Source organism: Micromonospora sp. ABR4_055 (assembly GCF_056160425.1).
On the sequence record NZ_JBSWXD010000062.1, the window covers coordinates 1 to 13065 of the forward strand.

The window sequence follows — 13065 nt, forward strand, 5'->3', positions numbered from 1 at the left end:
CCCCCCTCCTCCCCCCCCCCCCCCCCCCCCCCCCCCCCCCCCCCCCCCCCCACCCCCTCTTTCTCTCCCCTCCCCCCCCCTACCACCCCCCCCCCCCCCCCGCGACGAGCCAAATGTCGTGACTCGCCAGCCGGGGCGGCGGTCGGTCAGAGCCGTTGGCCGTTGGCGGCGTGGAACGCGTGGTGCTGGCCCGGACGGGGGCGGACGAACACGGTGTCGTTCATCCGCGGCATGTGCCGGCGGTCGGTCCGCACCACGAACCGCTCCGAACTGCCGTCGAGCGTCGCATAGCCGTAGACGTTGGCGTCCGAGCCGAGGTCCTCGACCAGCTCGACCGACATCGGCATGCCGCCCTCGGAGGCGCCGACCAGGTCGCAGTCCTCGGGACGGAACCCGACGGTGACCTTGTTGCCGCCGCCGTTGGCCTTGGCCGCCTCGACCTGCTCGCGGCTCAGCTCGACGACCAGGTCGGCGAAGACGGCACCCTGCTCGGTCAGCGGGACGGTCTTGATGTTCATGGCGGGGGAGCCCATGAAGCCGGCGACGAAGACGTTCGCCGGTACGTCGTACAGGTTCCGCGGGGTGTCGACCTGCTGCAGCACGCCGTCGAGCAGCACCGCCACCCGGTGGCCCATCGTCATCGCCTCGACCTGGTCGTGGGTGACGTAGACGGTGGTGACCCCCAGCTTGGCCTGCAGCGAGGCGATCTGGGTACGGGTCTGCACCCGCAGCTTCGCGTCGAGGTTCGACAGCGGCTCGTCCATCAGGAAGACCTGCGGCTCCCGGACGATCGCCCGACCCATCGCGACCCGCTGGCGCTGACCACCGGAGAGCGCCTTCGGCTTGCGGTTGAGGTACTCCTCCAGCTGCAGCAGAGCGGCGGCTTCCTTGACCCGGCGGTCGATCTCCGACTTCGAGGTCCGGCGCAGCTTCAGCGCGAAGGCCATGTTCTCGTACACCGTCATGTGCGGGTATAGCGCGTAGTTCTGGAAGACCATCGCGATGTCGCGGGCCTTGGGCGGCAGGTGGGTGACGTCGCGGTCGTCGATGAGGATGCGGCCCTCGTCGACGTCCTCCAAACCGGCGAGCATCCGCAGGCTGGTGGACTTACCGCAACCGGAGGGGCCGACCAGCACGAGGAATTCGCCGTCGCCGATCTCGAGGTCGAGCTTGTTGACAGCGGGTCGCTCGGTGCCCGCGTAGATGCGGGACGCCTGGTCGTAGGTGACCGTAGCCATGGTCAGTGCTTCCTTTCACCGGCAGGAACGTGCCGGACGATCCGAGTGAAGGAGCGACCGGCGCTCTGAGCGCCGGCCCACGCGTACTCGCAGCCGCCAGGGCGACGTGTCGCACGTGTCACGCCACGGTAAACGGGATTTGCCTGGCTGCCAAGACCGGGACGGCCCGCAACTACCTCGGATAACCGACCAAAACGGACACAGGGGTGGGGTATGCCACTGTTTGTCACCCTCGGCCGGAGGTCGACGGCGACCGCCGGAGCGGCGGACACCCGTACGCAGAACGGGAAAGATCGATTGGACAGAGCGGCCGATGCAGCGGTATCGCCACGTCAGTGGCTATGCTGACGCTGAACGAAGCGCTGCCCCTGTAGCTCAGTTGGCCAGAGCACTCGCCTTGTAAGCGAGATGTCGCCGGTTCGAGCCCGGCCGGGGGCTCCAGCACCGCCCCGCAGGTCCCGCCGTGTGACGCACGGCGGGACGCGGCGAGAGCAAACGCTGGTGACGACGGCAGTCCGCTGAGCTTGCCGGTGGCTTGGCGCATCACACGGCTGTCTGCTGGTGGTGCTGCAGGCAGAGGCCCTGCCTGCGACGTCCGGGCAGTACCAGATTCTCCCGCCGCTCGTTACCTCGTACTGCCATTGCTCCAGACCGTCGCCCTGGACCATGCGGCTTCCTGGCTCACCCTTTAGCCGATGCTGTCGGTGTGGCTTGTCCGGATCTGTTGGGCCGTAGGTCAGAGCCTCCCACGCCTGCCACAAGTTACCCGGCGTCCTCGGACACCATCGGCGCAGGTACAGGACCGAGGTCGGAGTCTACCGCGCGGGACAGTTCTTGGGCGAGCGCCGGGTCAGCGTGAATCGCCGCAGTCTGCTGCCATTCGTGAATCATCCTCCCGAATGGAGTCCATGCATCAAGATCGCTGCATGCTTCAAGGGTCCACATGAACTCCTTGACGAAGGTAATGCGATCTTTTTCGGGAAGGAAGTTGGTCCATGGGAAGGCGTCTACCAAGGCCTCCGTGATCAGCTCCTCGCCGCCAAGCTGGAAGAGATTGCGGAGTAACCGCGTGCTCGTCTCGATCCCCTGACGTGCCTGCTGGGCGCGATCTTCCCGCATGATCACGAAGGGAACGCCGTCCCCTCGGCGCTCCAGCCGAACTTCGCCTGACGACTCGACCGCAGATGCAACATCACGCGGTGCGCGTGCCGCGTCACTCCACTGCATGGTCTGCATAGAGTCAATGCTGAACTAATTCAGCCCTGGCGTGCAATGCATTGCAAGTGATCTAGTTCACATCGAGCAGTGCCAGACTTGATCTGTCGCGACTGGTGCTGTAATGGCAGCGGCGGCAGCGTCGCTGCTGACTGTAAGGTGCTTCCGCAGACCTGATGCCACAGGTGCATCTTGATTCGTGTCCGGCATCAAGCTGCACGAGTGCCCCGACCCCATATGGTGGCACCGCATACAGACCCGAGTTCGTCCGGCGACTGCGCGCCGGCCCCGGCTCCGGCCGTCCTGGGGTGGCTCCTGCCCCGGGTAACGGTTCGGTGGTGATTCCATCCCGTCGGTTCCTGTCGGGGGACTCAGTTGTCGCCGCCCACCGTTACGATCGGCCGGCCCCGCGTACAGCGGGTTGCCAGGAAAGCTCCGAGCCGCCTGCCGGTCAGGAGTCACGGGGCCCTCATCAGAAGTAGGTAGAACATGTCTGACCCCTCTCAGCCGCAGTACCCGGGCGCGCCCGCCGGGCAGCCGGTGCCGCCGGCTGGAGCCGCTCCCGGGCCGGCCTACGCCGGCCAGCCCGGCGTTCCGATGGCCCCGCCGCCCAAGAAGTCCAAGGCCGGCCGGATCATCCTGATCGTGATCGCCGCCGTGCTGGTGCTCTGCCTCGGCGGGGCGGCTGTCACCTTCTTCCTCGTCCGGGACACCGTCGGTGAGGTCATCGAAGCGACCCAGACCCGGCTGGTCACCCCGGACACCCTCGCCGGCCGCGAGCTGAACACCGACCCGACCTTCCAGGGCCTCGCCGAGGAGGTCGCCACCGGGCTGGCCGCCGACGTGCCCGAGTCGACCAGCAGCATCGGTGCCTTCTACGGCGACATCGAGCAGGAGAACCTGGTCATGATCGCCGGTGTATCCGGAGTGATGGCCGACCCGGACCAGGAGCTGGCCGACGCCACCGAAGGCGACGCCACCGGGCTCGGGATGACCGACGTCACCGACGTCGACGCCGGTCCGAAGGGCGGGTCGGCGCGGTGCGGCGACGCCGACCTGGAAGGCATCCCCGGCGGGGTCTGCGTCTGGGCCAGCCGCGGCGCGCTGGTGATGTACGTGTTCTACTTCAGCACCGGCGAGGAAGCCGCCGGCTCGCTCGTCGAGATCCGCGACGCGGTCGAGCAGACCAGCTGACGGACAACTGACCGACGTCGGTCCGCCGCACTACCACTACTGCGGCGGGCCGACGTCGGCCGACGTTGACGGGTGTCGCTCCCGCGCCAACAGCCCGTAGCGCCGAATTGTCCGCAGCGGCTCGGTGGCCGCGCCCTCCCGACGCAGGATGTGGTTCGCGGCCAGGATCCCGGTCACCGCAGCCCGTTCCATCAAAGCGCTCGGCAGATCAGTGTCGATCCCGTCGCCGGCCAGGAACAACCCGTCCGCGTCGGTGACCACGCCGGGCCGCCCCGCCGCCGCCCCGGGCGGAAACGCCGGGGCCTGCGCCTCGACCCGCGCCCGTGACTCCAGTACCGGCAGGTCGGCCACCTCCGGCCACAGCGCCGCCAGCTCGGCACGCATCCGGTCGGCCAGCGACTCGGCCGGCACCTGCTCCGGGCAGGCGTACGCGTGGAGTTCGAGCACCGCGCCCCGGCTGCGCTGCGCCCACTGCCGCGCCTGACGCTCCAGCCGGTGGTAGAGGGTGACCGAGTCCAGGGTCGGCTGGCGGGAGACGCCGCTGAACACCGGCCGGTCTGGGGCGACATCGCCGCTCAACCAGAGCCGGGCCACCGCGTACGGAGGAGCGTCGACCAGCGAGCCGACCCGCTCGGCCAACGTCGGCGCGGCCTCGGCCAGCCGGGGCGAGTCAGCCAGCAGCGTGCGCAACGCCGGCGGGTCAACGGCCAGCACCACGTACCGGGCGGTGTGCGCGGCTCCGGAGGCGGACCGCACCTGCCACCCGTTGGCCCGCCGGGGGATGACGGTGTGCACCACGTCGCCGGTGACCACCCGGCCACCGTGCCGGCGCAGATGTTCGTGCAGCGGTTGCCAGATCGCGGCGTCGTAGTCCTGCTCCGGTGCGTCGAAGCCGAGCCCTTCCGGGTTGCCCAGGAAGTAGAAGTGAAAGTTGGCCACCAGCTCGGCGGCGGACATCTCCCGCTCGTGGTTGAAGAACGAGTGGGAGAAGACCTCGAACAGCATGGCGCGGGCCCGGTCCGGCAGCCGCAGCGAGTCCAGCAGCTCGGCGGCGGACCGGTGGTCGAGCTCGGCGTACGTCCGGTCCGGATGGTAGGCCAGCAGCGGCATCGCCGCCCGACGGTCCATCTCGCGTAGTTCGCGCAGCCGCAGACTCGGGCTGCGCAGCAGCAGCGCGAGCAGGTTCAGCGGCGGTGTGGTCGGCAACCGGCCGAACTCCTCCGGCGGCCACTGCGCCGACCACACCGGATAGCCGTCGACCGGGCGCAGCATGCCGAGTGTCGGGTCGGCCCGGCGCAGGATCGCCCGCCAGTTGTAGTACTGGCGGAAGAACGCGTGGAAACCGTGGTCGACCGGCTGAACCGTACCGTCGGTCAGCGTCTCCGGCCAGGCGGCCAGCCGTCCGCCGAGCTGGGCGGCGCCTTCCAGCACGGTGACCCGTACGCCGCGTTCGGCGAGGACGATCGCCGCGCACATGCCGGCGATGCCGCCGCCGACGACCAGCGCGTCGGTGCCTGCGGCCACCCGGTCGGTGCCGGCCGGATCCGCTCGGACCAGCTCGGACCGTACGCCGAAGAGCCGGCCGACCGTTCGGGACAGTCCCAAGAGTTCGTCCTCCCCTTTGCGGTGATGGGCCGGATGCCGGGTCCAGTGTGCCGGTCCGGTCCCGCCGGGAGGCGACTTTGCGGTCACCCCGCGCGTGCCGTCGGTGGCTACCATCCGGACCATGGCTGTCGACCCGTGGCGTGACCGCGCCCGCCGCGCCGTCGGCGGTCGGCTGCGCAGCAACGGCGACAACCAGCCGCACTACGTCGTCTGCGGACACGACCCGCTGGCCTATCGGCTGGTCGGCGAGCTGGTAGCGGCGGCCGCCACAGTGACGGTCATCGTGCCGACCCGGCCCCGACCGGACGGTCCGGACATGCGGTCGATCAAAGGCATCCGGCTGCTGCGGGCCGACCGGCTGACCGAGCAGACGTTCCGCAGCGCCGGGCTGGCCGGCGCGCGCGGCCTGGCGCTGCTCAACCAGGACGACGTCGGCAACATCAACGCCGCGCTGTGCGCCCAGGAGGTCGAGCCAGACCTGCGGGTGGTGATGCGGATGTTCAACACCCGGCTGGGCAGCCGGGTGAAGCGGCTGTTCGTCGACTGCGAGGTGTTGTCCGACGCGTCGATGGCGGCACCCGCCTTTGTCGCGGCCGCCCTCGGGGTGGTTTCGCCGACCCACTTCCGCCACGGCGGCCGGACGCTGCACGTGGCGCAGCGCGACGAGGTCCGCCCCGAGCACGTCATCTGCGGGCTGGCCGACCTGAGCGACGCCGGCCGCCCCCGGGTGCTGCCGGCCGACCAGCACACCGCCGATCTGGTGCTGGCCGAGGCTGCCGGCAGCCAGCTGGCGCCGGTCCGGGCGGCCCGGCGGATCATCCGCGCCCGCCAGCGCGCCCGGCTGTGGCGGGATCCGGTGCGGGCGTTGCGGTCCTTCGCCACCCGCAAGATCGGGATGGCCACGCTCGGCGTACTGGCGGTGGTGGTGGTCTTCGGCATGCTGCTGTCACGTGCCGAGGGGGTGAGCGTCGCCGAGGCGGTCTACCTGACCGTGGTGATGACGCTCAGCGGAGCCGATCCGGACCTGGGCAAGTCGGCAGCCGTACAGGTGATGCAGGTGGTGCTCAGCCTGGCCGGGCTGGCGTTGATCCCGCTGCTCACCGCCGCCGTGGTGGACGGTCTGGTGAACGCCCGGCTGGCGATAGCCGACCGGCAGACCCGGCCGGAGCGGGCTGGGCACGTGGTGGTCGTCGGGCTCGGCAACGTCGGCACCCGGGTGATGTGGCAGCTGCACGACCTCGGCGTCGAGGTGGTCGGGGTCGACAAGGACCCGGACGCGCGGGGCGTGCCGGTCGCGCGGGAGCTGGACATACCGTTGATCATCGGCGACGGCTCCCAGGAGGAGACGCTGCGCGCCGCCTCGGTGGCGACCTGCCGGGCGCTGGTGATCGTCTCCACCGACGACGTGACGAACCTGCAGGCGGCGCTGTACGCCCGGGAGATCCACAGCGACGTGCACGTCGTGCTGCGGCTGTTCGACGGCGATTTCGCCAGCCGGATCCAGCGCACCTTCAACATTGGTATCTCGCGCAGCGTGTCGTACCTGGCGGCGCCGGCGTTCGCCGCCGCGCTGATGGACCGGGAGGTGATCGCCACCATTCCGGTGGCCCGGCACGTGCTGCTGGTCGCCGAGGTGATCGTCGCCGCCGGGTCGGCGCTGGACGGCGGGTCGCTCGCCGCCGCCGGCGACAATCCGGGCGTACGGGTGATTGCGTTCGCGCAGTTCGGCGAGCCTGGTCCGGTGTGGCTGCCGGCGTCGGGTTTCCGGCTGCGGGCCCGGGACCGGATCACCGTGGTGGCCCGCCGGTCCGGGCTGAGTTGGCTGCTCAAGCAGGCCTCGGAGCCGGTCGACGAGGCCGAGCCGGCGACCTGAACCGGGTCGGCGATCCGGGCCTACCCGCTGGATCCCGGCCGGGCCGGTCAGGCGACCGGCACCTCGGCGCCGAGTACCGCCTGCTCGTCGGGGTAGTGCACCAGCACGTCCGCCAGGAACGACTGGACCGCCGGGGCCAGCCCGACGTCCCGGCCGGCCTCCTCGGACAGCCGCCACCGGTGTTCGATGACCTGGGCGAACAGCTCCGACGGCTCGACCTTGCGGCGTAGGTGGGCCGGGACCGCCCGGACCACCGGCTCGAAAACCTCGGTCAGCCAGCGGTGCGCCGCCTGCTGCTCGTCGGTCAGGTCGCTCTCCGCCCGGTGCGCATCGAGGTCGTTGAGCAGCCGGCGGGCCTGGTTCTCCTCGGCGTCGAGGCCGGTCAGCCGCAGCAGCCGCCGACTGTGGTAGCCGGCGTCGACCACCTTTGGCCGGACCAGGTAGGAGCCGCGGTCGACGACCGACATCGCCACCTCGGCGACGTCGAAGCCGAGCTCGTTGAGCCGTCGGATCCGCCGTTCGATGTCGTGCCGGGACTCCCGTTCGATGTGCTGCTCGTAGGTGATCTCATGCCACAGCCGTTCGTAGCGGGCGACGACCTCGTCGGCGACCGTCTCCGGGTCGATCGACTCGTGCAGCAGGCCGGCGGCCTGCAGGTCGAGGGCCTCACCGAAGATGTTCACCCGGGCGATCTCCAGGTCCTCGCCGCGTTGCCCGTTGGACAGGCCCGGCCGCAGTGCGCCGGTCTCGGCGTCGACCAGGTACGCGGCGAACGCACCGGCGTCGCGGCGGAACAGCGTGTTGGACAGTGAGCAGTCACCCCAGAAAAAGCCGGTCAGGTGCATCCTGACGATCAGCGCGGCGAGCGCGTCGAGCAGTCGGGCCAGGGTCTCCGGGCGCAGCTGGTTGGAGAACAGCGCCCGGTACGGCAGCGAGAACTGCAGATGCCGGGTGATCAGCACCGGGTCGAGCGGTTCGCCGTCGGCGTCGGTGCGGTCGGCGACGATCGCCACCGCTTCGACGGCCGGGAAGTCGATGCGCTCCAGGGCGCGCAGCAGGTCGTACTCGCGTTCGGCGACCCGTTCGCCGGTCTCCTTCACGGCGTAGACGGTGCCGGCGAGTTTGACGAACCGGACGACGTGCCGGGAGATGCCCTGCGGCAGCGCCACCAGGTGGTCGGCAGGCCACTGCTCCAGCGGTGTCGACCAGGGCAGGTCGAGCAGCGCCGGGTCCACAAGGGCCGAGGTGATCCGCACGGGATCAAGCATGACGGGTACGACGCCCGGATGCCGCCTGCCGTGGCTCGGCTAACACTGTTGATTTGATCCATATTCAGCGTCTTCGTGGTGGTCCCGCCGTCAAGCTGTCGCCGCACCGACACGACATCGTCACCGCACCGGTTCGGTAACCTGGCCGGCGTGCCCGAGCCGACCGCTACCCGCCCGTCCGCGCCGCCGGCCGACGCGCCGCGGCGACCCGGGCCGACGCCGGCCGGCTGGTGGTTCGACGCGGTGCTGCTGGCCGCGCTGGCCGGGCTGACCGGGGCGCTCGCCGCCGGGGTGTTCCTCGACACCGACCTGGCGGTACGCGACTGGGTCGACGCGCACCGGCCGCCGGTGGCCTACTGGGTGGCCCGGGTGCTCAACTTCTTCGGCCAGGGCGGCTGGCTGCTGATCCCGGTCTCCACCGTGCTGGCGCTCTGGCTGGCCCGGCGGGTCCGTTCGGTGCGTCCGCTGCTGCCGGTGCTCGGCGCGGTGGTGGCGACCTACCTCAGCGTCGGCGCGATGAAGGTGCTGCTGCCCCGGGGCTATCCGCACGACTTCGACGACCCGTTCCCGGAGCGGTTGTTCACCGAGGCGACCCCGGCGATGGCGTACCCGTCCGGGCACGTGACCAACGCGATCGTCTGGTACGCGGTGATCGCCCTGCTGATCACCGGTCTGCTGCGGTCGTACGGCCGGCAGGTCCCGGCCCGGCGGCCGTTCCCCGGCTACCTGGCGCTGCGCTTGCTGCCGGCGACGGTCCTGTTCTGCAGCACGGTCTACCTCGGCTACCACTGGTTGACCGACTCGGTCGCCGGGCTGCTGCTCGGCTGGCTGCTGCTGCGCCTGCTGCAGCGGGTGCCGTGGGACACCGTACGGCTGCCATGGGTGCCCGGTGACCTGGACCGCCCCGCCGGGCTCTTCTAACCAGTAAACCCTCGCTGTTCGGTGCCGCGTCGAGTTGCGGGCTGCAAACCTGCCAGCTCAGCGACCCGGTCGTCAGCCCCGCCGGGACCTACGTACGCCCGTCCGGCTGGTAGGAGCCCTGTCGCCAGTTTCAGTTGCAGGTCGGACCTGGCTGCGCTAGAGTTCACTGTATATACCACCCGGTTTTCCCTAGAGGGGCCGGGTTTTTTTGATCGAGGCAGCAGGCGACTTGGCACCTCCATACCGGGTTTCCGGGTAGCCCGCTGCGGAGGACGAGCCAAGATCACCGTCTCGGGGTCTCCCTCTCTGCACCGCGAGAAGCGATAGGGGCATCCACCCCTCGGCCACGCCGCGCCCCGGCCGGCTGCCGGCCCCAACACCACACATTCCGCAACGCTGACGGTCGGCGGCGGCCCGGTTGGTGTCCGCTGTCCGCGCCAGCCGCCGGGCGTGTTGCGTGGCCGGAGCGGAGCGGCAGCGGACTGCAGGCCGAGCGCCCAGGCGGCGGCGCGTGCGGCCCGCTTCGCTAGGGACGCCGTACGCTCTCGGGTATGTCGGGGCTGGTGGCGCGAGCGGCTGAGCTTGCCGAGGAACAGTTAGCTGCTGCTCTGCCTCGGCGTTGGCGTCATGTGCAGGCCGTTGCCAGGAAGGCCGGCGAGGTCAGTCACGTCCTGGACCCGACGGACGCTGAGGTTCTCGTCGCTGCCGCGTGGCTGCACGATGTCGGGTACGCACCCGGGGTGGCCGATACCGGCCTGCACGCTCTTGACGGCGGGCGGTGGCTACGTCGTGTCGGGGTATCCGACCGCGTGGCCGCTCTGGTGGCTCACCACTCGTGCGCACTGTTCGAGGCGGAGGAACGCGGCCTCCGGGACGAGTTGGCCGCTGAGTTCCCGCAGGAACAGTCGCTGACCGCTGATGCCCTCTGGTACGCGGACATGACGACCGGCCCGGACGGACACGACGTCGCCGTTGCGGACCGGCTGGCGGAGATCGAGCAACGCTATGGCCCGGATCACCTGGTCACCAGATTCTGGGTACGGGCCAGACCGACACTGCTGGAAGCCGTCGAGCGCACCACGGGTCGGCTCGCGGTGTCCTAACCGATGTACGGCTTCGAACGCCCCTCGTAGCCGTGATCGACGCGCAGTCGCATGGAGGGATGGGTCGCTGCTGGGCCCTGGGCAAGCTCGACGGACGGCTGTCCTGACCACCGTTGCCGTCAAGGTGTCCCGCCGTGTCTGTGCTGGAGCCCCCGGCCGGGCTCGAACCGGCGACATCTCGCTTACGCGCTCTGCGCGCTTCGCCCGGCAGGGTCCGTCCGCGTCGGCGAATTCGGGTCACGGTCCGTGCCCGGCCGCCGACGGCTGTCCTTCGTCCGGGCACGTTGCTGTCACCGTTGCTGTCGAACCGACCTCCTGGTAGCGGGCTCACCGCGCTGCCTCCGCCGCTGGCGACCGGCCAAGGCAACGGAAGACGTTTACGGGCGACGGATCGGTTACCCCACGGCGGTAACAGGGCTGGTCACAGCGGCGGCTGGCCTCATTGCGGCTGTCGCGACGCTCACCGCGCCCCTCATCGCCTGACTACGTGGGGGCAGTCGGTGGCGCTCGCCTACCCCCACATCGTCGCAGCAAGACTGCTCCAACTCGCGTCCGGCGCGCCCGGCGGTTTGGGACGTGTCAACGACAGGGACGCTGCCGTACTCAAGCGGCCCTGTGGAGGAGGGCCAGCGCTTGATGTGCGCCGTCAAGCACAGCCGGACGCTCGGCCATACGAGCGGAGGAAGGCGTCTGCCCGTATCAGGTTGTCGGTGCAGGTCGTTAGGCTCCTGTTATGACCCCGTCGCTCGTGCCGTTGGACCAGGCCACGACTAGTACCAGGCAACCGCCTCAGGACGTCATCGCGCGGGCCATGGCAGCGGTACGAGGGCCGTTCGTTGCTGTTGCCCTGTACGGAAGCCAGGCACGGGGCACCGCCCGGACAGACAGCGACATCGATGTCCTCCAAGTGGTGCGAACACGTCCCGGTAAGTACTCCGACGGGGACGTCAACGTGACTGCATACAACATCAACACCTTGAAGGAGATGTCAAAGCAGGGCAGCCTCTTCATGCTCCACCTGCTCACTGACGGCTACATCCTGAGCGACCCCGATGGGACACTCGGGGAGATTTTTGCCAGTTATCAGTATCCTCCGCACTTCCGGAAGGCGATTGCTGAGTTGGCTGCCGCCGGGCGGGCGCTGACCGTTACGGATGCATCGCTCCACGCGGTCGGCCTGCGAAAGCTCGGGATCTACGTCGCTAGTAGGGCAGCCGTACTTCGTGACTTGATCATGTGAGTCTGGATCGGTAGTGGTACCAGCGGGCGCGGGCTTGATGGCGGCGGCGCCACCAGGACCAGCGGAGATGGTGTTCGAGGCTGTGCCAGGCTCTGGTAGCGAGGTTGTACAGCCTCTTGATCTCGACAACGGTCAGCCGGATGAGTCCGAGGTCGGCCGGTGGTGGTTCGCTGGGGTGGGTGGGTCGGGGTGGTGGCGTGGTCCCGGCCGCGGCGTCGGCGGCGGTGACCGCGCAGACGGCGAGCGCGGCCATGACCAGCACTATGTGCCGCATGATCGGGGTGTGGAGCCGGTTCTGGAACTGGTCGAACCCGAAGTGGTCCTTGCCGAAGCCGTGGTCCTCCTCGATCGTCCACCGCCGGCCGGTCACCCTCACCAACGCGGTCAGGGTCGCCGGAAGACGCTCCGGTATCCAGCAGTAGAAGTAGGCCAGGTCGTCGGGGTCAGCCAGGCTCCGGCGCACGAGCAGGTAGTGGCGGGGGCCGGCGGTGGCGATCCACGCCCACGCGTACCAGCGGTCGCCTTTGGAACCCGCCCCGCAGGACATGGTCTGCCAGGCGGTGTCGGTGGTCAGGGCGGTGACAGCGGTGTCGGCGCGGATCTTCGTCTTCCAGCCGGGCAGGGTGATCCGGAACGAGCACGGCACGCCGAGGCTGTAGCCGATTCCCCGGGTCTCGCAGGTGTCGCGTAGTCGCCGGTCCCGGCCGTAGACGGCGTCGGCGGTGCACCACCGCACGGGTACGCCGGCGTCGAGTGTCTCGGTGAGCAGGTCGGTGGCGAGTCGGGGTTTGGTCGCGAACTCGGTGTCGGCGGGGACGCCGGTGGCGGCGCGGCGGGCGTCGTCGTCGAGGTCGGCGGCGGGGATCCACAGGCGGGAGCCGACCAGGGCGTGGCCGGCGCGGGTGGCGTAGGTGGCGTTGACCAGGTTGACGGCGTTGGTGACCTTTCCCGCGCAGCCCACGTACTGGCGGGTCACGCCGCACGTGCCGGTGCCGGTCTTCTCCACGCCGCTCTCGTCGAAGATCAGCGTGTTGTCGCCGTCCGGGTCGGCCAGGCGTGCCACGGCGAAGTCACGGACCACGCCCATCGCCTTGTCGGTGTCCCAGACCGCGCGTTCGAGGAGTCGTTGCATCCGGTCGGGGGTGGTGTCCCCGGCGTGTTCGGCGAGGGTCCAGCAGTTCTTGCGTGGCAGGTCGGCGATCAGGCCACGGACGTACTTGCCGGCCTGCCGTAGTGGTTCGACCCGGGCGAAACACGCGCCGAGGTCTCCCATCAGCGTGGCGAGGTTCTCCTCGACCCGACCGGCCTCTACCATGGCCGCTGCGGCCACCTCGTGATCCTTCGTTGTCCACACAACACCGGACGATCATGCGGTGGCCGTCTCCGTCGCCGCACACCCTGTCCGTCC

10 protein-coding genes and 1 tRNA gene are annotated in these 13065 nt (G+C 69.9%); 6 read left to right on the top strand and 5 right to left on the bottom strand.

From position 1 onward, the window contains the following. Positions 1 to 146 precede the first annotated feature (146 nt). Positions 147 to 1238, bottom strand: a complete 1092-nt coding sequence (locus ACXAHD_RS15960) for an ABC transporter ATP-binding protein (protein ID WP_278171834.1) — start codon at positions 1236 to 1238, stop codon at positions 147 to 149. A gap of 364 nt (positions 1239 to 1602) precedes the next feature. Between ACXAHD_RS15960 and ACXAHD_RS15965 the strand changes: the two genes are divergently transcribed. Further along, positions 1603 to 1679: transfer RNA gene (locus tag ACXAHD_RS15965), tRNA-Thr, on the top strand. 321 nt (positions 1680 to 2000) lie between these two features. On the opposite strand, the gene ACXAHD_RS15970 is transcribed toward ACXAHD_RS15965, so the two are convergent. Then, complete coding sequence (locus ACXAHD_RS15970; RefSeq protein WP_289212067.1) at positions 2001 to 2474, bottom strand: hypothetical protein; 474 nt, start codon at positions 2472 to 2474, stop codon at positions 2001 to 2003. Between the two features lie 468 nt (positions 2475 to 2942). Here ACXAHD_RS15970 and ACXAHD_RS15975 point away from each other — a divergent pair, with 468 nt between their 5' ends. After that, a complete protein-coding gene (locus ACXAHD_RS15975; protein ID WP_289212068.1) occupies positions 2943 to 3647 on the top strand; it encodes a flagellar basal body-associated FliL family protein in 705 nt (234 codons plus the stop codon). A gap of 36 nt (positions 3648 to 3683) precedes the next feature. Here ACXAHD_RS15975 and ACXAHD_RS15980 read toward each other — a convergent pair whose 3' ends face one another. After that, a complete protein-coding gene (locus tag ACXAHD_RS15980) occupies positions 3684 to 5252 on the bottom strand; it encodes an FAD-dependent oxidoreductase (RefSeq protein WP_281552934.1) in 1569 nt (522 codons plus the stop codon). A gap of 121 nt (positions 5253 to 5373) precedes the next feature. Between ACXAHD_RS15980 and ACXAHD_RS15985 the strand changes: the two genes are divergently transcribed. Continuing rightward, a complete protein-coding gene (locus ACXAHD_RS15985; RefSeq protein WP_281552935.1) occupies positions 5374 to 7125 on the top strand; it encodes a potassium channel protein in 1752 nt (583 codons plus the stop codon). Positions 7126 to 7172: 47 nt separating this feature from the next. Here the strand turns inward: ACXAHD_RS15985 and ACXAHD_RS15990 are convergent, their stop codons facing one another. After that, entirely contained in the window at positions 7173 to 8393 is a 1221-nt protein-coding gene (locus ACXAHD_RS15990; protein ID WP_281552936.1) for a DUF4032 domain-containing protein, read from the bottom strand. 150 nt (positions 8394 to 8543) lie between these two features. Here ACXAHD_RS15990 and ACXAHD_RS15995 point away from each other — a divergent pair, with 150 nt between their 5' ends. The 3 genes from ACXAHD_RS15995 to ACXAHD_RS16005 all read left to right on the top strand — a co-directional run bounded on the left by ACXAHD_RS15995 (position 8544) and on the right by ACXAHD_RS16005 (position 11657). Next, a complete protein-coding gene (locus tag ACXAHD_RS15995) occupies positions 8544 to 9314 on the top strand; it encodes a phosphatase PAP2 family protein (RefSeq protein ID WP_281552937.1) in 771 nt (256 codons plus the stop codon). Positions 9315 to 9865: 551 nt separating this feature from the next. Further along, positions 9866 to 10417 (top strand): HD domain-containing protein, encoded by a 552-nt coding sequence (locus ACXAHD_RS16000; protein ID WP_281552938.1) that lies wholly within the window; start codon positions 9866 to 9868, stop codon positions 10415 to 10417. Positions 10418 to 11150: 733 nt separating this feature from the next. Continuing rightward, a complete protein-coding gene (locus tag ACXAHD_RS16005) occupies positions 11151 to 11657 on the top strand; it encodes a nucleotidyltransferase domain-containing protein (protein WP_289212070.1) in 507 nt (168 codons plus the stop codon). Here the strand turns inward: ACXAHD_RS16005 and ACXAHD_RS16010 are convergent. Further along, positions 11650 to 12987, bottom strand: a complete 1338-nt coding sequence (locus tag ACXAHD_RS16010) for an IS701 family transposase (protein WP_475051446.1) — start codon at positions 12985 to 12987, stop codon at positions 11650 to 11652. The genes ACXAHD_RS16005 and ACXAHD_RS16010 overlap by 8 nt on opposite strands. Positions 12988 to 13065 lie beyond the last annotated feature (78 nt).

Excerpts from the sequence above, each read along its gene's own strand:
- ACXAHD_RS15970 (WP_289212067.1), bottom strand. The coding sequence starts at position 2,474 with ATGCAGACCATGCAGTGGAGTGACGCGGCACGCGCACCGCGTGATGTT.
- ACXAHD_RS15985 (WP_281552935.1), top strand. The coding sequence starts at position 5,374 with ATGGCTGTCGACCCGTGGCGTGACCGCGCCCGCCGCGCCGTCGGCGGT.
- ACXAHD_RS16005 (WP_289212070.1), top strand. The coding sequence starts at position 11,151 with ATGACCCCGTCGCTCGTGCCGTTGGACCAGGCCACGACTAGTACCAGG.
- ACXAHD_RS16000 (WP_281552938.1), top strand. The coding sequence starts at position 9,866 with ATGTCGGGGCTGGTGGCGCGAGCGGCTGAGCTTGCCGAGGAACAGTTA.
- ACXAHD_RS15960 (WP_278171834.1), bottom strand. The coding sequence starts at position 1,238 with ATGGCTACGGTCACCTACGACCAGGCGTCCCGCATCTACGCGGGCACC.
- ACXAHD_RS15990 (WP_281552936.1), bottom strand. The coding sequence starts at position 8,393 with ATGCTTGATCCCGTGCGGATCACCTCGGCCCTTGTGGACCCGGCGCTG.
- ACXAHD_RS15975 (WP_289212068.1), top strand. The coding sequence starts at position 2,943 with ATGTCTGACCCCTCTCAGCCGCAGTACCCGGGCGCGCCCGCCGGGCAG.